Origin of the sequence: Streptomyces sp. MJM8645 (assembly GCF_001625365.1) — a bacterium.
Taxonomy (GTDB): domain Bacteria; phylum Actinomycetota; class Actinomycetes; order Streptomycetales; family Streptomycetaceae; genus Kitasatospora.
Genome location: NZ_LJJF01000001.1, coordinates 1,210,800 through 1,228,778, shown reverse-complemented (window position 1 = coordinate 1,228,778; position 17,979 = coordinate 1,210,800). Strand labels below are relative to the sequence as shown.

Sequence of the window (17,979 nt, the reverse complement as noted above, 5' to 3'; positions counted from 1 at the left end):
AGTGGCGAAGGGTATTCGCGAGCGTGAGTTCCAGAACCTGATGATCCAGTGGTCCATTCCGATAGGCTGGGACTTCACAGCGGGCAGGTCACTGCCGCGTGCGACGACACAGACGGTGATCGTCGGCCAGCTGCGGGATGCCATCGTCCGGTTCAACCCTGGGGTGATCGACGGGTTCGACGTGGACGGGGTGGTCGAGGAGATCGTCGCCACGGTCAACGCCGTCGAAGGCGGGCTGGTGCGGGCCAACGAGCAGGTATTACGCCTGCTGCGCGGGCGCAAGGAGTTCCGGGACGGCGACGGGGTGTGGCACCCCCTGAAGGTCATCGACCTCGAGCACCCGACCGCCAACACGCTGGTTGTGTCCGACGAGGTGACCATAACCGTCCCCGGCAAGACCTCCCGCCGGTTCGACCTCGTGTACTGGGTCAACGGCCTGCCCCTGGTAGTGGTTGAGGTGAAGTCCCCGACCGCGGAGTCTGGGTGGATCGACGCCGCCCACGAGATCAACAACGTGTATGCAACTGAGTACCCGTGGTTCTTCACCCCCAACGTCTTCGCCGTCGCCTCTGACGGGCGGAAGATTCGGTTCGGTGCCGCCGGCGCACCCACGAACCTGTGGCAGCCGTTCCGGTCCACCGCTGACGACGAGAACCTGTCTGGGCAGGACGACGTGAAGCGCTCCGTCGAACTGCTGCTCAACCCGGCCACCGTCCTGGACGTGCTGGCGAACTTCGCCCTGTTCGACACCTCCGGGGGCGGGGTCGACAAGAAGTTCCTGCCCCGCTACCCGCAGATGGAAGCCGCCCACCTGATCCATGAGCGAGTCCTAACTGGCGGCCAGAAGGGTCTGATCTGGCACCACCAAGGCAGCGGGAAGACGCTGTTGATGGTGTTCGCCGCCTCGCTGCTGCTGGCCGACACCCGCACCGAGTCACCCACGATCATCCTGCTCTCGGACCGGACCCAGCTCGTCCGACAGACCTCCGGGGTGTTCACCTCCGCGATGGGGGACGCCTACTTCCACAAGCCCGCCAGCAGCCATGAGTTGCGTTCCCTGCTGGCCGACGACGTGCGCGGCGTCATCTCCACGACCGTCCACAAGTTCGCCGATGCTGGCAAGAACCTGTCGACCCGGAGCAACATCATCGTGCTGGTCGACGAGGCACACCGCACCCAGTCCGCCAAGGAGAAGTCCCTGGCCGGGCAGATGCGCGCAGCGTTGCCACACGCCAAGTTCTTCGGCATGACCGGCACCCCCGTCAGGAACCTCACCACCGACACCTTCGCCCTCTTTGGCGAGGAGAGCGACCCGGGCCGGGTGCTGCACCGGTACTCGGTGTCCAGGTCTCTGCTGGACGAGGCGACCGTCCCGGTCATGCTGGACCCGCGCCCGGTCCTCTTCGAGATAGACGACCAAGAGTTGCAGGCCGAGTTCGACCAGTTTGCCGACGACTTCGACCTCGACGACCCCGACCGTGAGGCCCTGTCCCGCAAGTTCGGGCGTCTCACATCAGTCTTCGCCAACCCTGACCGCATCCACGCGGTCTGCCAGGACATCGTGGACCATTACCTGGCCGGCGCCTACCGTAACGGCCTTAAGGCCCAGGTCGTCGCTTACAACCGTGAGCTGGCCGTGGCGTACACGGATAAGATCAACGAGCTGCTGGCCGGCTTCGAGGCGTCACAGGTGCTCGCCGAGGTCGGGAAGCACGAGCGGATCACCGCCGAGGTGAACATCTCTGTCTCGGACGCCAAGAACGAAGACCCCGCCATGCGGCCGTTCCAGCTCTCGGAGTCCGAGGAGGAGGAGCAGAAGCGGCGGTTCCTCAGCCCGGACGGCCAGCTGTGCTTCCTGGTGGTGACCTCGAAGCTGATGACTGGTTTCGACGCCCCCAACGAGGGCGTCCTCTACCTGGACAAGCCGCTGAAGGCCCACACCTTGTTCCAGACGATCACCCGCCCAAACCGCACCTGGGTGTCCCCGAGCGGGTTCGTGAAGACCTCCGGCGTGGTCGTGGACTACATCGGGCTGGCCGAAGAGGTCCAGCGGGCCGTCGCCGACCCCACCTCGGAGGGAGCCGGCAAGGGTGGCGGGTTCGTCACCGACCCCTCCGAGCTGGTCGCCGAGTTCCGCACCACCTTCGCCCGCATCGAAGACCTTCTCGTGGACGTGGACGGCCTGGACCTCACGGTCCACGGATACGAGTCTGTGCGAGCCATTAACGTCTTTCTGGACGCCAACCCTGGCGCCGCCGAGGTGTTCGCCAAGGACTACCGGCTCCTGGCCCGCCTGTACCCGCTCATCAGCACCGACAAGCGGGTTACCAAGTACCGGGACGGCTTCGGGCTGTTCGGGTCCGTGTACACGACCCTGTTCAAGAAGTCCTCCGACGAGGAAAGGAAAGAACGGCTGGCAGAGCTGGGGCCGATGGTCCTGGAGATCATCAACGCCCACGTCCATTCTTTCAACGTGGTCGCCTCACAGGAGGAAGCCCTCGTTCTGGACGCCCAGGGCATCGCCATACTCAAGGAGCTGCTGGCCCTCGTCCGCCCCAAGTCCGACAAGGACGACGAGGGCAAGACGCCGTCCGCCGCGGAGATCCTGGACCGCATCAAGGCCGCCCTCGACAAGGGCGTCGAACCAGGATCTGCGAAATACACCGCCCTCGCAGAGCGGATCAAGCAGCTGCGGGACCGGATCATCCAGAACTCCCAAGACGCTCTGGAGTTCCTGTCCGAAGCACTCCGGATCGCCCGCGCTATCGTCAACGCCGAGAAGCACCCGGACAATGCCGTAGTCGTGCTGGACGACGACCATGTGGGCGTCCTGTCGCGGATCATCCACGACCACGCACCGACCGGCCTCACAGTCACGGAGAGGAACCTGGCCGAGGAGATCGACCAGGTAGTCACCCGCACCCTCGCCCGATCATGGGACAACGCCGACGCTCGCAACCGAGGCGCCCGCCGCGCCACCGCCGCGGTCTTTCGCCGATACATGCTGAAGCCGGTGGGGGAACCATATGACTCCACCGTCGCCTACATCGAAGCCCACTACCTCGTTGACTGACGAATGCACGGAGGCCCGGCAAAATGTGGCGATTGCCGGGCCTCGTCGCGCTGCTCACTCGGTTCACCCCCACGCTCTGAATTACCTGGGTAGGCTGAGCGGTTTGGGCGAGACCGGGAGTGGGATCAGATGGGGAAAAGCCGCTGCGCCGTCGTGATGGTCCGACACATCGAGGCCGGAGCGCTGTCGACGACGGCGTAATTCCCCAGGGGCTGTGTGTTCACGTAATTCCCCAGCCCCTGGGGCTGACGGAGGCTACTTGGTCGGGGGGTTCGGTGGGGTTCTTCGGCCGCTTGTTGGGGCGGTAGCTGGGGCCGTTCATGATGACCTGGCGGCTGGCGTTGATCAGTCGGTCGAGGAGGGACTCGGCGACGACCGGGTTGGGGAAGAGGGGATACCAGTCGCTGGGTGCCCGGTTGCTGGTGATGATCACGGACCGGCCTTGCCGCTCGGAGATGAGTTCGTAGAGGTCATCGGCCTGGTCCGCGGTGAGCTGGCGCATGGCGAAGTCGTCGAGGATCAGCAGGTCGGGGCGGACGAGTTCGCACATGCGCCGGTCCCAGGTGCGGTCCGCGTGGCCGCCGGCGAGCTCGGCCAGAACGCGGCTGGTCTTGGTGAAGCGGACGTTGGCGCCTTGGCGGAGGGCGAGGTGTCCGAGGGCCTGGGCGACGGCGGATCTGGGCCGCGGGCAGCTTCGGGGAGGCGTTGAAGTCGAAGCCTTCCAGCGTGACCTGCTGCTCGAACTTCGCCTTGCGCAGACGGCGTTCGAAGGCGACGGTCTCGCGGCGGGCGATCCCGTCCTGGCAGAGGACCTGGAGGAAGTCGAGGTGGCCGAGTTCGCCGCCGTGGGCCTGGGCGAGGCGGGCATCCAGGGTCTCCAGCATCTCCGACAGCCGCAGCGTCTTGAGCGACTCGCGCAGGGCGGTGTCCAGCACGCTCATCGGACGGCCTCCTCAGCGCCGGCGTGTCCCTGGTCATCGCGGCGTTCGTCCGGCATCTGGGTGGGGATCGTGGCGGCGAACAGGCCCTCCGGTCCGTGCAAGAAAGGCCGCCGCTCCGCCGTCGCCGGTGTCGGGTTCGGGGTCGGTCTCGGTGCCGGCGACCAGAATGCCCTTGATCGTGAGGTAGGACGGATCGCCGACCGAGACCACCTTCGCGCAGGCGGCCTCCAGGCGCTGGTCGCCGTACTTCTTCCGCAGCCCGAGCCCTCCTGGGCGGCCCGGAGCCGGTAGAGCGCATTGGCCTTCAGTAGCAGGTCGATCACCTCCCGGCAGGCGTCGCCGACCTCGGACGCCTGGCTGCGGCACCAGATCGGGCCGAATGGGACAAGAATCGTCCGAGGTCAGCAGCAATGAGGCAGTCTCGGAGCCTCCAGGGCGACCGCCCGTCAGTTGCGCTAGGAAAGCAGGGAGTCGCGCAGGTCGGCGAGCGTCCGGGTCGTGCCGTCCACCGTCAACGACCAAAAGGTCCACCCGTCTACCTGGTCGTCGCCGGTCGCCATCCGTGCCGCGGACGTGGGCGTGTTCAAGGGCCGCTGGAAGCAGATGATCCTGCCGTCCTCCAGCAGCGTCGCCCTGGCCGGGCCCCGCTTCCCCCGGCCCGTCAAAGCGATCCCGCCCGCCGAGAACGCTTCGGGGGGCAAGGTGGCCACCAAGGTCCTCAGGTCGAGGTGGTGCTCCGCAGTCGGGGCCGCTTGGGTGTCGGTTCCGCTGCGCGCGCCTGCAGCGATATCGCTTCTCGCCCTTCCCCCAGGGGGTGCGTTCATTGTCGAGCGATCGTGGGCGAGAAAGGCCAAGCGTTCGGCCGCTGCCGCTGCAGCGCTCCACTCGGCGGTTGTCTGGGTCAGGCCGTCGATTTCGGTGCGGGCAAAAAGCGCTACTTCAGGGCTGTCTCCGCTGGCGAGGTACAGCTGGACGAGTCCGTCCACTCTTTTGATCAAGTCGGACCTGCTGTCGACGAGTAGGTCGGAATTTAGGGCGAGTATGCGGACAGTCTCGTCCACCCGGCAGAGGCCCCTGGAAAATTCGTCATCGGAGTATGCCTGCTCCGGTCTCCTCCTGGCGTGGCCCTTCATATCGAATCCCACGAGCTCGGCGTCCTCGGCCACCACGGGATCGAGGAGCACTGGTAGTTCGCCGTCCAGAACTTCGCCTTCCGACGCGCGTTGCCCGAGTAGGGGGAAGCGGGCTCCCTTGCCTGCTCCGGCGCTCTGATTGCCGTAGCGGGCACCACCGCTGTTGCAGTGGTGGCAGGCGAGGCGATAGTTGGCGGGGTCGTATGCGAGCCACCAGTACCCGCGGTGCTGGGCCTCGCCGACGACGGCGGACTTCGGCCGGTAGTGGTCCACGTGGTACGGCGAGCGGACGAACTTGGTCTCGCAGTACCAGCACTTCGGACCGATGAGGGCGATCAGCCGGTCGCGGATCGCGTCCTCGCGCCACAACTCGCTAAAGGCGAGCTCCTTGTCCGCGTCCTCTGCTTCCTCGTGGAGCTTCTCGAGTTCTTTGGCAGCTCGGTCCGCCCAGTGCTGCGGCGCGGTGAGTCCGGTGTTGTCCACATAGCGCACCGGGATCAGACCCCCCGGGAGAAGCGCTCGTCGAAGAGCACGCGTGCGGTCGCTTCGAGCTCCAAACCTGTCACGGTGCCGCCGTTTCGAGCCCGTTCGATGAGTTCAGTGCGTCGCCGGTGCAGTTCCGCAAGGAAGGAGGAGACCACCGGATCGCGGCGCCCCGTGGCGAAGCCTAGATCGTCGAGCTGGTTGGTCACCTCTTGGAGTTCCCGACGGGCCTCGGGGTCATCCTCGGCCACCGGTATGAGCCGGTACTGGGTGTCGATAAGGCCCTGAGTGTGTTCGTCGAGTTGGCTCCGGAGGCGGAACAGGTCCGAGGTGAGCAGCCCGCCAGCTCCCTGGCCGCGCGGGGCGGTGTCCGGGACAAGGGCTGTGGTCCGTCCGTCGGCCTCCGTGTCGAGCACCCGGATCTGCCGCCGCAGCATGTTCGAGACGAGGAGAGGCTCGTGGGTGGCGGCGATGAACTGCGAGTGCTGTCCGTCGCCGAGCATCGTCTGGACCGAGGAGTACCAGCGCCGGCTCCACTCGGGGTGGAAGTGTGCGTCGGGTTCGTCGAGCAGGAAGAGCGACTCCTGGCCCCGCTGCAGCCGCAGTAAACCGAGGACGGTGAGGATCTGCTGTTCTCCGGAGCTCAGTTGGTCCGCTCGGACGACGGTGCCGTCCGCCTTGCGCACGCGCACGTCGACGGTCAGGTAGCCGGCGATCTGGAGGGTAGACAGGAGTCCGAACATCGACAGGTCGCTGTCGAAGAGGTTGCGGAGCGCGAGCACGTCCTCGGGGTTGCTCATGGTGAGGGCGAACCCGTCGTCGGGGGTGCCCGCGCTGTACAGCGGGTCTGAGTCCGGCACCGGTCCGAACCGGCCGGACGCCGCCGCCTCGGCGAACAGGGCACGCGGCGGCCCGCCCAGCCCCCAGTACGGTAGGGCTGACAGCTCGTCCCCCACCGACGCGGGGGCCCGGAGGTGCAGCACGGCGGACACCACCCCGTCCACCCGAGCCTGTTTCCGCAGGTAGTCGCCGAAGACGTCCGCCCACTGGGCAGCCAGGGAGAGCAGGACCAGCGGGAGCCAGTCGGGCGTGCACAGGAATCCCGGGGTATACAGCGGGCACGTGATCGGCAGGTCCAGCTGCTCCGACCACACCCCGTCCTCGTTTTCTGGTCGGTCCTGCCAGGCGAACCAGGACTCCGTCCACTGATCGCGCCACGTGGCCAGCTCCGCCTCGGCGAAGTGCACATGGCGCCCGAACTCGGAGCCCCAGGGGACCCGGCCGTGCACCTGGTACCCGAAGACGTGGTCGGGAAGGTGGTGGAGCCAGTCGTGACGCGGTGTCTCGTCGCGCGATCCGGTGGCGTCCGTCACCCACATGACCGGTTCCGCCTCGGCGGACGGCTGCACGATGTCGATGGTCGTGTCGCGGAGCCGGTAGCGCACCTCGTAGCCGAAGTCCGTACGGCCCGAATGGCCGAGGGCGCAGCGGTAGAGGGCCCCGAAGAGCTCCGCGAGCGCGTGCAGGACCCGGGACTTCCCGCCTCCGTTGGGGCCGATCAGTACGGCGATGGCCTGCCCCTTGTCGACGGCGCCCTCCAGGTCGAGGGTAAAGTCCCGCAGGCCGCGGTACTCGGGCAGCCTCAGCTGGAGCAGCTGCATCGGATCCCCCCTTCAGCCGGACCGGAAAGTACGGGTATCGCGCGGCGGCGTGAGCTCCTCCGCGATCCTGGTGAACCGTCGCCACGCGTCCTCCAGCCGCGCGGAGATCTGCTGGGCAATCAGATGCGGTTCGTGGGCACCCGCCGGCTCCTCCTCGCGGAGGTCGGCGCCGAGGTCGAGGTTGACACCGGGCGCGGCAAGGAGCGCCTCTACGGGGTAGGGCTTGAACACCGGTGACGCGGCCCGCGTATCGGGCGGGTGCCCGGGCCGGTACGCGGTGACGAATGCGTCGAGACCAGAGCTCGGAGAATCCTGGGCATCGGCGGCGGTCGCGTGTTCGGTTCGCAGGTCGTAGACCCAGAGGCGGCGGGTGGCCGGCGATCCGTCGGGGCGGGCCGGGGCCTTCTCGAAGAACAGGACGTTGAGCTTGACCGCCGAGGAGACTCCGGAGAAACCGAAGGGGAGACGAAGCAAGGTGTGCACGTCGCACTGCTTCAGCAGCTGCCTTCGTACCTGTTCCCCGGCACCCCCAGTGAAGAGGACACCGTCCGGTACGACGACGGCGGCCCGGCCGCCGATCTCCAACAGGGTGTAGACGTGCTGGAGGAAGTTGAGCTGCTGGTGGCTGGTGGCCGCCCAGAAGTCCGGCCGGACGAAGGCGATGTCGGCCGCGTCGTGGAGGCCGGGCGTGCTGGCGGATGGGACCACCGAGCGCCGCTGTCCCAGGGGCGGATCGGCGAGGACGAGGGTGGCCCGGTGGCCGGGGCTCTCGGCGAGGGAGTCCCGCACCTCGATGGCCGCCCGGTCGCCGTCGAGGCGCCCGACGCCGTGCAGGAACAGGTTCATGCTGGCGAGGCGCGCCGCCGTGTCCACCAGTTCCGTTCCCCGGATTGCGCCGTGAGACAGCCGCTCCCGCTGGGCGGGCGGGACGCCCGGCGGGAGGTGTCGGGCGATGTGCTCGAAGGATCGCACCAGGAATCCCCCGGTGCCCGCCGCCGGGTCCACGATCGTGTCCTCTACGGTCGGACGCGTGCACGCGACGACGGCGTCGATCAGATCCCGGCGGGTGAAGTACTGACCGGCGGCGGTGCGGCGGTCTCCACTGCATCGGGCGAGGAACGCGTCGAAGACCGGGGCGCGCCACTCCGGCCGTTCGTCCCACCACGAGAGCTCCGCCCTGACCTGCTGGATCAGGTTCTGGAGGTGCACCGGGCGGCGCAGGGGGTTGTGGGCCTTGTGGAAGATCCGACCGATCACGCCGCCGTGCTTGCCCAGCTCCGCCAGGAGGGCGCCGTAGTGCCCGGTCAGTTCCGTGCCCTCGTGCAGCACGAGCTCGTCCCAGGCGTCGCGCCCCAGGAGGTCGACGCGGTTGAGGGGCCGGTGCCGCAACTCCTGCGCCGCCTTGAGGAAGAGCAGATACGTCACCTGCTCGGCGTACTCCAGGGTCGTGAGGCCGTCGTCGCTCAGCGGCGGGTAGGCGGCCCAGAGTTGCTCGGCCTGGCGCTCCACCTCGAAAGGTTGGTCGACCGGCTGTCGGGCGGGCGTCGGCGGCGGCACGGTCACTGCTCCCTCGGGTCGTATGTCGTTCTCACTGCTCGGCGCGGCGCCGCGAGGCGGTCTGCCCGCAAGGGCTTGCTCCCGGCAGCCGTCGCGTAGTTGGTCCGCCATCGCCATGGCTTCTTCGGCCGAGGTCGTGACGGAAGAGAGTCCGCCGTCCCACGCCTCCAAGGAGGCAAGGAGAGCGCCCTGTTCGGCGAGTGGAGGCACGGGGACAAGGGTCCGCCGCAGTTGGTCAAGCCCGAGGGAAGCCAGGTGGGCCGTGCCCCGTGCGGCGTCCCGCAGCCGGCGTCGGCCGGGCCCGTTCGCGTAGAGGGCGAGTAGTCGAGCGTGCAGGGCATCTCCGGCTATGCGGACCCGTGCCACGTGGTGGCTCGGTACGTACATGCGGTGTGGGGAGTCCTGCTCCCACACCCGGGCGAGGCCGATGCTGTCGTGCTCGCCACTCAGCACGAACAGGATGTCCCCGGGGCTCAGCCGGTTCGCCTCCGCCGTGTCGGCGTCCAGTCGTACCGTCGGCATCCGCTCGTGGGCCCATCGCTCACCCCGGAACTCGGCCGGGCGCAGGGAGCCCACCTCGACCCCGTGTCGTTCGGCGGCGCGCCGGCTGTCCACAGTGGGCCCGCGCATTACCTCGGCCAGCTCGCCGAGGGGAATCCATCGCCATCCCTCAGGGACGGCGGGCAGGGGGGAGGGGTGCGCGGTGGCGATGGTCGGCTCCGGGTCCGCCTGCGGCCCGGGCGTGGTGCGGCCGACGACGCCGCGGTCGATCACGAGAGTGCGGAGGTCCTCGATCTGCCTCAGCGTCGTGCGGACGATGGCTTCCTCCTCATCGACCCGGGCGAGCCAGAGGGCAAGGGAGGTCTTGATCTGTTCCTGTTCGGCGCGTGGGGGCAGCGGCAGCCGTACGCGTTCCAGGTTCCGTGCCGCGATGTGGCGCAGGCCGGATCCCTGGCGGATGGACGACTCGATCTGGCGGCGTACGGCGCGGGACTCCCAGGCCAGCACTAGGTACTCGGGGTCGATCAGCCGCTCGTCGACCCGCACCCGCACCATGGTGGCGGGGTACGTCATGGGCCCGGTGATCTCCCGGACCAGGGCTGCCCGCCCGATCCGCGACCCGGGCCCGCCGTCGCGGCTCATCAGGATGTCACCAGGCCGGATCAGACGGTCGGCCGCTTCCGACGTCGAAGCCCACGGGCCTTCCCGGGACTCCGACAGGTCGACCGTTGCCGACCGCAGCGCGGGTAGGCGAAGGACAGGCACCCCTCCGGGGACGGCCGCACCGGACCGGCCCGCTGCCAACGGCTCGCGCAGCAACTCGCCCAACGGTACGTCGGTCCAGCCGGACGGCAGTCGTGCGCTCACGCGAGCGCCCCGTTCAGCTCGTCCAGCAGGCGGACGCCGCTCTGCTCGCCGAAGGCGCGCAGGAAGCCCGACGTGCCGCCCCGGAGAGTGAAAGGAACAGTGTCTAGCAACGTGGTGGCGAAGTATCCGCTGGCCGCCGCGCCGTCCGCGATGTGCTTCAACCACCAGAGCTGATCGGGATCGAAGGGCCGCCCCCGGCGCTCCTGGCGATCAGTCCACACGTCGAGCCGGTCGAAGACCTGGTCGCGGTAGGGGCGCGGGCGCGGCTCCAGGCTCGCTTCGTACCGGACGAGGGTGAGGAGGTCCATGGGACCCTTCGGAGTTTGTGGCCGGCGGGATTCCGACACGGCGACACCGGTGCGTTCGTAGGCGCTCCAGATCCGCTCCGCCGTCAGGCCGTGCGGCTGCTGCGCCAGGGACTCTACCCATGAGCGGAGCCTCCGGATGTCCCCCTCAGTCAGAATCCGAGTGCCGGAGATGAGATCCCGCGCCGGGCCGTTGCCCGCCTGGAGAAAGGACCGCCAGCGACGCATGACCTCAGCGTCGTCATCGACCGTTGCCGATGCCGGGTCCTCGTAGGCGTCCTCCTCCCGCCCACGCTTCCGCATCGTGGACAACAGACCGGCATGATGCCGGGTGACGTCGAACGGATCCACGAGCACGCACTTGGTCTTGGCCGAAGCGCCAGGGGTGACTGCCCGCAGTTCTGCTGGCGCGATGGGGCGCGTCCCGACCGCGATCATCTGGAAATAGAGGTCCACGGACTTGACGTCCCTCAGGAACAGCACGCATTCGACGGGGGCGGTATCCGACCCCGCGAGCACCAGGCCCACCACGACAACAACCCGCAGTTCGACTGTGTTACGGAAGTCCGCAAGCCGCAGGTACGGTGATCTGCTCTTAAGAGTGACCTTCCGACAGAAGTCGGATCCCTGCCCGAATACCGTGCGCATTGCCGCGACCACCTCGTCCGCGTGACGGTCGTTGGCCGCGTAGATGACGGTCTTGGGCAGCGCCACGTCCCCGGAACCGAGATCCGCCCGCTCGGGGAACATCGACGGCAGCCCCTCTTTGAACGCCGTCAGCACGGAGTGGAGCGCCTTGCCGCTCACCATGGAGCGATGCTGCGGCCTGGGGGTCTCCTCGGCGTCGGGGTCGTACCCCTCCTCCAGTGTGTCCGTCCACTCCGGTCGTGCAGGGAGGCCTCCGACGGGGTAGACGGTGATGCCCACGGCTTGGTCGTCAGCGACGGCGTCCTCGAACGTGTAGGAGCTGACGACATTGCTATGGAAGACCTCCAGCGCCCGATCCGTCGGAGTGGCCGTCAGGCCGAGTACTGGGGCGTCGAAGTAGTCGAACAGCGCACGCCATTGGGCGGAGACGGATCGGTGGCATTCGTCAGCGATGATGAGGTCGAAGGACTCGGGAGGCAGATCGGGCCGGTAGCGAACTCCGGACGTCGGATCGCCCTCGGACAGGGCGCTGAATAGCCGCTGCACGGTGCTCACGATGACCCTGTGGGACGGAACGATGTGCGAGCCCAGCCGCTCTACCCGGTATAGCTCGGTGAACTTCCGGCCGTCGTCGCCGGGGCCGGAGTACGCCGCGAAGGTCGCCAGTCCCTGCATTTCGAGCGCCACCCGGTCGACCAGGAAAAGGATCCGGTGGGCCCGGGCGTGCCGCAGCAAGCGGTGGGCCGCAGTGACGGCCATGACCGTCCGGCCGCCCCCGACGGCGATCTGGACCATGGCCCGGCGTTCGCCCCGACGCAGGGAACTCTCGAACGCCCGTACCGCGTCGTACTGCACCGACCGGAGGGAGTCCTGGAGATAGCCGTCATCGACAAGGTCCGGGAGACGGTGACGCACGCGGCTCTCGAACGTCGGCGTCTGGGGGTCAGCCGCCGCCTCACGTAGCCAGCGCGCCACCGTTTCCGGCTGGTGGAAGGTGAAGACCTCCCGGGGGCGTGGCTCGGGGTCGTCCCCGTTCCTGAACAGCACCCGGACGCCGTCGGTGGCGTAGGCGTAGGGCATCCGCCGCTCTGCAGACGCCGTCGCTGGAGTACCGGTCCCACGGGTCCGGGCCATCGCCGCCCGCATATCCCCGCCGTGGGGCCGCACCTCGACGGCGCCCACCGGCCGGCCGTCGACGCAGAGCACGAAGTTCGGTCCCGCCGCCTCGTCCGATTGCGCCGTACCCCGTACCGCGATCCCTCGTGCCAGCAGCTGGTGAGACGCGCTTGAATCGTCCCGCACGGTCCATCCCGCCTCGGTCAGCAGGTCCGCGACGCGCCACTCCGCCTTCAGGAGGGCCGCCCGTGCCTTCAGGGTGACGCGGGTGGCCGCCTCGGCAGGCGTTTGTCGGTCGAAGGTCCGCCGCAGCGCGGGGACGTACTCATCGAGCAGGGCGACCCAGGTGGCCAGGTCAGTCACCGGCTCCCGCACGGTGACCTGGCAGTGTGGTGAGTCCGCCGGAGTGCCGTCCCATTCGGCTGGCGGGACGAAGGAGAGTGCGTCACGGACTCCGGTCCGCAGCCGGAAGTACCAGACGCCCAGGTCGAAACAGTGCCGTACGAGACGCCGGGCACGGGACAGGTCGTCCGGTCCAGCCTCGCCGCTGGGCGCGGGGTTGCCGGAGTGTCGCAGTTCCGTGAGTGCGCGGTGCACCGGACCGTCGGCCACGCCGTCTGCGGACTCTGGGCCGAGCAGCCGGGCGGACTCCGTGGTCAGCACCTCCGCGAACTGCCGGGCGTGGGCGAGGGACCGGTCCGGGCGATCACGTGCGTCGGCCTCGGCACCCGCGCCGTGAAGCAGCAGGAGTGGCTCCAGCGGCAGCAGGAAGCCGAAGTTCGCGGAAGCGGCGGCCAGCTCCGCGAGGGCGTCCCCGTCGGCGGCCTGGTGCACTCGGACCATGTTCCCTTCACTCCTTGTCAGCGTCACCGGCGACCGTGGCACGGCGTCGAGCAAGCACCCAAATCTATCGCCTCGGGTCCCGGTCTCGAGCCCGTCCGGCGGGGGCTGCTCAGAGCTCGTAACACGATCTCGTTGATGCCTGCAGGTTGAGCGTGGCCGATGTGACGATTCGTCTGTTCGCGACGGTGTGAGCAACAGGCCGTGGGTGGTGGACGACGAGCTTTGGGATCGGATAGAGCCGTTGCTGCGACCATGGTCGGCACGGAGTCCGGAGCCGATGGCGTGGCGGTGGCGGACTGGCTTTGCGGACGGACTGTCACCCCCTCTCGGGCTCTGGGCCCAGTGGCGTTAGTCCGGTGATTTGCAGCCAGGCAGCGCTTGTCGGGAGGCGTTCTCTAGTAGCACGAGATTTCGGCTTGGCCAAGTATTTGTTCGCATGTGAACCTCTGTGCCGCCTTGGTGGCTGTCGCAGAGGAGGTTCCGTGGCTCAGCAGTTCATGAGCGTTAAAGAGACGGCGGAGTACTTGAACATGTCGGTTCCGTGGGTGTACCGCGAAGCGCCGCGTGCGGGTCTCGTCCCGTACAGGTTCGGGTGCGGGAGGAACGCGAAGCTTCAGTTCAAGGTGTCCGAGGTCCAGGCGTGGGTGAAGCAGCAGCGGACGGCTGGCGGCTGATACCGCCACCGGACGCGCGGGGGAGGCCCTGTCCCAACAGGACAGGGCCTCTCGTGGTTCAGGAGGCGAGGCCGAGGTCGAGGACCTGGGCGGCGCGGCCTATGGAGCCGGGCATGAGGTGGCGGTAGATCTTGAAGGTGACGTCGATGCTCTTGTGGCCCATCCACTCGGCGACGTCGGTGATGGGGAGGTTGTGGCTGAGACAGTTCGAGGCGAAGAAGTGGCGGAGGCCGTAGATCACCATGCCTCCGGGGATGTCGACGTCGGACTTCTTGACGACGCGCTGCCACTGGTTCTGCAGCAGGTGGTATGGGTAGGGCTTGCTGAGGTCTCGGGGGTGGCGGAGGAGGTACCCGTCGACGGTGCCGTACGTGTCCGCGTACGAGAGGATGCTCAGCCGGGTGCGGGTAGGTAGCGGGACGTCGCGGTATTCGCCTTCCTTGCGGTGTTTGAGCGGCGCGTAGTCCTTGGTGGTCTGGTTGACCTGTTCGGTGACGCGGTAGACGTCGTCCGCGACGAGGTTCTTGAGGTTGACGGCTGCCGCTTCGCCGTTGCGGAGGCCGCAACCGCTCATGAGGTCGGCGATGAGGCGGAAGGTGTCGTCGCCGGCCGTCCGTATGCCCTGGAGCTGGGTGGGAGAAGGGATGACGGCGCGCTTGGGGTCGTACTGGGGCGGTGCGACACCGTCGAGCGGATTCTCGTCGTAGAGGCCGAGGCGGTGGGCGTCGAGGAGGATTGACTTCAGCTTGTCGAAGGCGTTGGACTGGGTGGCGAGGCCGACGCCGCTTCGCTCCATGGTCTGGATGAAGGCGTCGACGACCTTGTGGTCGAAGGTGCCCATCCGGCGGCTATGGAAGGCGGGGTAGAGGTGGTGTTCGAGGAGCGAGTCGAGGTGGCGGAGCGAGGCCGGGCCGAGGTCACGCTGGCCGGCCTTCCACTCCTTGACGTACTCGTGGAACTGCATCGGGCCGTACTTCTGGATCCGCTCCGCCTTGCGCTGGCTCTGCGGGGAGTTCTTCCGGGCCTGGTACACCTCGGCGAGTCGGGCCTTCGCCTTGTCCTGGGTCGCGAAACCGGACTCTTCCGTCTGCCTCCCGGCCGCGTTGCGGTAGCGGATCTTGTACTCGTGAGGGCACCTCGGCCATCGGCTCTCGGGGTGCTCGCACTCCTTGAAGAAGCTGCCCATGCCGCGGACGAGGTTGATGGTGGCCATGGTTGTCGACTCCCGGGCGTCTTGCTGACCTTTTGCTGACCCCGGATGGTCGATCAAGCCCCTGAGCTGGGAAGAAACGGCAGAACCGTGGTATGTGGTGGAACTTCATCGGCCGCACCGGCGAGGAGATCACCCGGGCCCGCGAGGACTGGATGTCCACCGCCCGCTTCGGCGACGTCCACGGCTACGCCGGCGACCGCCTGCGCGCGCCGGAACTCCCCGCCCTCCCGCTGAAGGCGCGGGGGCGCGTGCGCTGACCTGGTGAAACGCGTTCGTGAGGCGCGCGCTGGTTGGGTGGGGGGCCTGTGGGATGTCACGTCGACTCGCGCGTTCGGGGCGGCGCGGCAGCCTTCAATCGGACCGATGCTGACCTTTTGCCGACCTCTTGCCGCCCTTGCTGACGAGCTGTCAGCGGACCCGCCGGGTCCTCCTGAGGCCACGGCAAATGGAGCCGGGCGATCTGTCCGTACCGTGCGCTCGCGCGATGATCGACGCCCGCGACCGCCACATCATGTGACTTGCATCACGGCTTTTGTGGAATCTCATCATCCGATTGCTTGCATCTGCAATTCGATGAATACCGAAAACCGGCCCGTCCATCTACGGCCCTGTAGTCGCCACGCGGTGCACCGGCCCGGAAATCGGCTATTACCGATCGGTAGAGCCCGGATAGCGTCAACACATGCCCGATTCTGTCCGATCGTCACGCCATGGTGAGAGCGGAACCGGTGTCGCTGCGAGGTCCGCAGGCACTGCTGGAACTCACCGGCAATGCCATTCCCATCGGCACGTGCAGTACCGGGTTGAGACATCTGCGGTGCAAACCGCTTTCACGGAGGAGTACCTTTTTCAGCGTCAAGAAAGCGCAGCCCCGGCCATGGTCTGTCCACCGTCGGCCGGGGCCCGGAGCGGAGGAGTGTCATGCACTGCTACGCCCTCACGGGGCGGTTGATGCGTCCCGTGATCACCACCGAACGTACCAGTGTCCCGCTGCCGGCCCGAAGGCCGTCCGGCTTTGATTACTGGCGAGTTTCGGTCTCCCTCGGCTCGGTCGCCCCGGCCACGACTGTGCCACTGGCATGTGCCGACAGACGGGCGGGGTGGCGGTTCGCCGGAATCGGCGCTCTGGTCACCGCCGCCGGTCAGGCGCGATGCCGGTTCCGGCGGCTGCGGCTGCACCCGTAGCAGGGCGGCCGGGGGGCGTCCGCCGTGGCGGACGCCCCCCGGTCCGTCGGCCCCGGGGGCGCCGCGCGCCGCGGCCCGCCCCCGGGGGTGGAAATACCGCCGAGGGAGAGAGAAAAGAGCGGGTGAGGATGGCGGGATGGGTGACGGTGGTGTGTGCGCTGCCGTCGTGCGGAGAGGTGTTCAGGCGGCCGGTCAGGGCCGGACGGCCCCGGCTGTACCACCGGGTGGCGTGCCAGAAACAGGCGCAGAGGCTGCGGGACGCGGCCAAGGGGGCGGCGCGCCGCCCCGCCCGGGCGGCCGGGGGCTGGGGGCAACTGGTGGCGGAGGACGTGCACGCGGGTGCCGGCCGACTGCTGGAGGCGCAGGCGCGCCGGGCGCCGTTGACGGTGAGGCTGGCGTGCGCGCGGGCGCTGCGGGGTGACGCCGACCACTATGTGGCGGCCGTCGTCCGCGACGCACGGGCCGACGGGATGGAGTGGGGGGAGATCGGGTCGGCGCTGGGCGTCCAGCCGGACTCGGCCCGGCGCCGGTGGACCCTGCGGCGGGTGGAACAGCAGCTGAGCCGGCGTTCGAACCGGCAGGCCCCGCCCGCGCCGGGGACCGCTTCGGGCGCGGCACCGGCCGCGCCGGCACCGGCCTCGGCGGGGGAGCCGGAGCCGGATTCGGGGCCCCGTGCGGGGCTGCTCGCCGCGGCGCTGACGGCGCTGCAGGAGCGCAGCAGGGTGAGCCCGCAGGCCGCCGCGGAGCTGGCCGGGTGCTCGCCGTCGTACGTCTCGCGCATCCTCGCCGGGGACCGGGTGCCGACGTGGCCGGTCCTGCAGACGCTGGCGCGGGCCTTCGGCGGGGTGCCGGAGGAGCTGCGGCTGCTGTGGGAGGTGGCCCAGGGCGCCGAGCGCCCTGGGCGGGTGTCGGTGGCGGGTGCCGCCGACCAGATGCTGCGGGCGATCCGGGGCCTGCACCTGGCGGCCGGGCAGCCCGACGCCGAAGCCGTGTGCGCCCTCGCCCGGGGGGTGTCGGCGGAGCTGGTGCGATCGGTGCTGGCGGGCGAGACCGTGCCGGACTGGCCGGTGGTCAGCCAGCTGGCCGCGGCGCTGGGCGGGCACCCGGGCGACCTGCGCCCGTACTGGGAACGCATGCACTACGCGGCGCTCGCGGCCGTCTACTCCGACGAGTTCGGACCGTCCGGGTGCTTCGCGCGCTCGGCGGCGCCGGAAGGGGGCGAGGACCGTGACGGGGGCTGAGGCGGTGGGCCTGGACGCGTTCGTCCAACGCCGCCGCGGCCTGTACCGGGGGTACGCCGTGGCCCGGCTGGGCCGCACGCCCGCGGCCGGCGAGGTCGTCGACCATGTCGTGGAGGCACTGGTGGCGTGCTGGCCTCGGCTGGTGTGCGAGCGCAGCCCTGCGGCCGGAGCGTGGGTGTTGGTGCGCGAGGCGGTGTCCCTGCACTGCCGGATGCCGTACGGCCAGGACGGCGAGGACGTGCTGCACCGCCTGCTGCCCGTCGCGGCGGCCGACGCCGCCGTCCTGCACTACCGGCTGGGGATGCGGCTGACCGAGGCCGCGGACCTGATGGGCGTCGAACCGGCGGCTGCGGCCGGGCTGGTGCTCGCCGCCGAGCGGGGGCTGCCGCGCGCCCTGGTCGGCGAACTCGCCTTCGGCCCCGGAAGGGCGTGACCGAAGGGGGCGGCTCCGGCGGGCGTGGAGTGAAAGGGGTGGCGCGGGATTTCGTACCTGCGCCACCCCTTCGCTCAGGTGCGCCATAACATCCGCCCGGAGTTC

The 17,979-nt window shown here is 68.9% G+C and carries 9 protein-coding genes and 4 pseudogenes; 5 read left to right on the top strand and 8 right to left on the bottom strand.

The genetic code is table 11. From position 1 onward, the window contains the following. The first annotated feature begins 1 nt into the window (after position 1). Positions 2 to 3,073 carry an HsdR family type I site-specific deoxyribonuclease gene (locus A6F73_RS04870; RefSeq protein WP_063346623.1) on the top strand — a complete coding sequence of 1,024 codons (3,072 nt, stop codon included), beginning with the start codon at positions 2 to 4 and terminating at the stop codon, positions 3,071 to 3,073. A 220-nt stretch (positions 3,074 to 3,293) separates the two neighbouring features. Here A6F73_RS04870 and A6F73_RS43900 read toward each other — a convergent pair. The 7 genes and pseudogenes from A6F73_RS43900 to A6F73_RS04840 all read right to left on the bottom strand — a co-directional run. Next, a pseudogene (locus A6F73_RS43900) lies at positions 3,294 to 3,683 on the bottom strand (ATP-binding protein); the annotation flags it as partial. 121 nt (positions 3,684 to 3,804) lie between these two features. Next, positions 3,805 to 3,957: pseudogene (locus A6F73_RS43895) on the bottom strand (ATP-binding protein); the annotation flags it as partial. 53 nt (positions 3,958 to 4,010) lie between these two features. Beyond that, positions 4,011 to 4,382 (bottom strand): annotated as a pseudogene (locus tag A6F73_RS44345) (IS21 family transposase); the annotation flags it as partial. A gap of 87 nt (positions 4,383 to 4,469) precedes the next feature. Then, positions 4,470 to 5,630 (bottom strand): HNH endonuclease, encoded by a 1,161-nt coding sequence (locus A6F73_RS04855; RefSeq protein ID WP_159398362.1) that lies wholly within the window; start codon positions 5,628 to 5,630, stop codon positions 4,470 to 4,472. A 14-nt stretch (positions 5,631 to 5,644) separates the two neighbouring features. Continuing rightward, positions 5,645 to 7,291: an AAA family ATPase gene (locus A6F73_RS04850; protein ID WP_063346620.1), complete on the bottom strand. Its 1,647-nt coding sequence runs from the start codon at positions 7,289 to 7,291 to the stop codon at positions 5,645 to 5,647. A 12-nt stretch (positions 7,292 to 7,303) separates the two neighbouring features. Then, positions 7,304 to 9,991, bottom strand: coding sequence for an N-6 DNA methylase (locus tag A6F73_RS04845; RefSeq protein WP_159398361.1), 2,688 nt, complete (start codon positions 9,989 to 9,991; stop codon positions 7,304 to 7,306). A gap of 221 nt (positions 9,992 to 10,212) precedes the next feature. Then, a complete protein-coding gene (locus tag A6F73_RS04840) occupies positions 10,213 to 13,182 on the bottom strand; it encodes a type I restriction endonuclease subunit R (RefSeq protein WP_159398360.1) in 2,970 nt (989 codons plus the stop codon). 428 nt (positions 13,183 to 13,610) lie between these two features. Between A6F73_RS04840 and A6F73_RS04835 the strand changes: the two genes are divergently transcribed. Then, positions 13,611 to 13,802, top strand: coding sequence for a helix-turn-helix domain-containing protein (locus A6F73_RS04835; protein ID WP_063346617.1), 192 nt, complete (start codon positions 13,611 to 13,613; stop codon positions 13,800 to 13,802). 58 nt (positions 13,803 to 13,860) lie between these two features. Here A6F73_RS04835 and A6F73_RS04830 read toward each other — a convergent pair whose 3' ends face one another. Continuing rightward, positions 13,861 to 15,015 carry a site-specific integrase gene (locus A6F73_RS04830; protein WP_244293294.1) on the bottom strand — a complete coding sequence of 385 codons (1,155 nt, stop codon included), beginning with the start codon at positions 15,013 to 15,015 and terminating at the stop codon, positions 13,861 to 13,863. Positions 15,016 to 15,107: 92 nt separating this feature from the next. On the opposite strand from A6F73_RS04830, the pseudogene A6F73_RS39035 reads away from it, so the two are divergent. The 3 genes and pseudogenes from A6F73_RS39035 to A6F73_RS04820 form a co-directional block, all read left to right on the top strand. Next, positions 15,108 to 15,272, top strand: a pseudogene (locus tag A6F73_RS39035) (pirin family protein); the annotation flags it as partial. 1,056 nt (positions 15,273 to 16,328) lie between these two features. After that, on the top strand, positions 16,329 to 17,441 hold the full coding sequence (locus tag A6F73_RS43890; RefSeq protein WP_159398359.1) for a helix-turn-helix transcriptional regulator: 1,113 nt from the start codon (positions 16,329 to 16,331) through the stop codon (positions 17,439 to 17,441). Next, positions 17,428 to 17,874, top strand: coding sequence for a hypothetical protein (locus A6F73_RS04820; protein WP_159398358.1), 447 nt, complete (start codon positions 17,428 to 17,430; stop codon positions 17,872 to 17,874). Before A6F73_RS43890 ends, A6F73_RS04820 begins: the two co-directional genes overlap by 14 nt. The last annotated feature ends 105 nt before the right edge of the window (positions 17,875 to 17,979 follow it).

What these genes read in the sequence shown, in the direction of transcription:
- A6F73_RS04850 (WP_063346620.1), bottom strand. Translation starts at nt 7,291, where the DNA reads ATGCAGCTGCTCCAGCTGAGGCTGCCCGAGTACCGCGGCCTGCGGGAC.
- A6F73_RS04830 (WP_244293294.1), bottom strand. Translation starts at nt 15,015, where the DNA reads ATGGCCACCATCAACCTCGTCCGCGGCATGGGCAGCTTCTTCAAGGAG.
- A6F73_RS04845 (WP_159398361.1), bottom strand. Translation starts at nt 9,991, where the DNA reads ATGAGCCGCGACGGCGGGCCCGGGTCGCGGATCGGGCGGGCAGCCCTG.
- A6F73_RS43890 (WP_159398359.1), top strand. Translation starts at nt 16,329, where the DNA reads ATGGCGGGATGGGTGACGGTGGTGTGTGCGCTGCCGTCGTGCGGAGAG.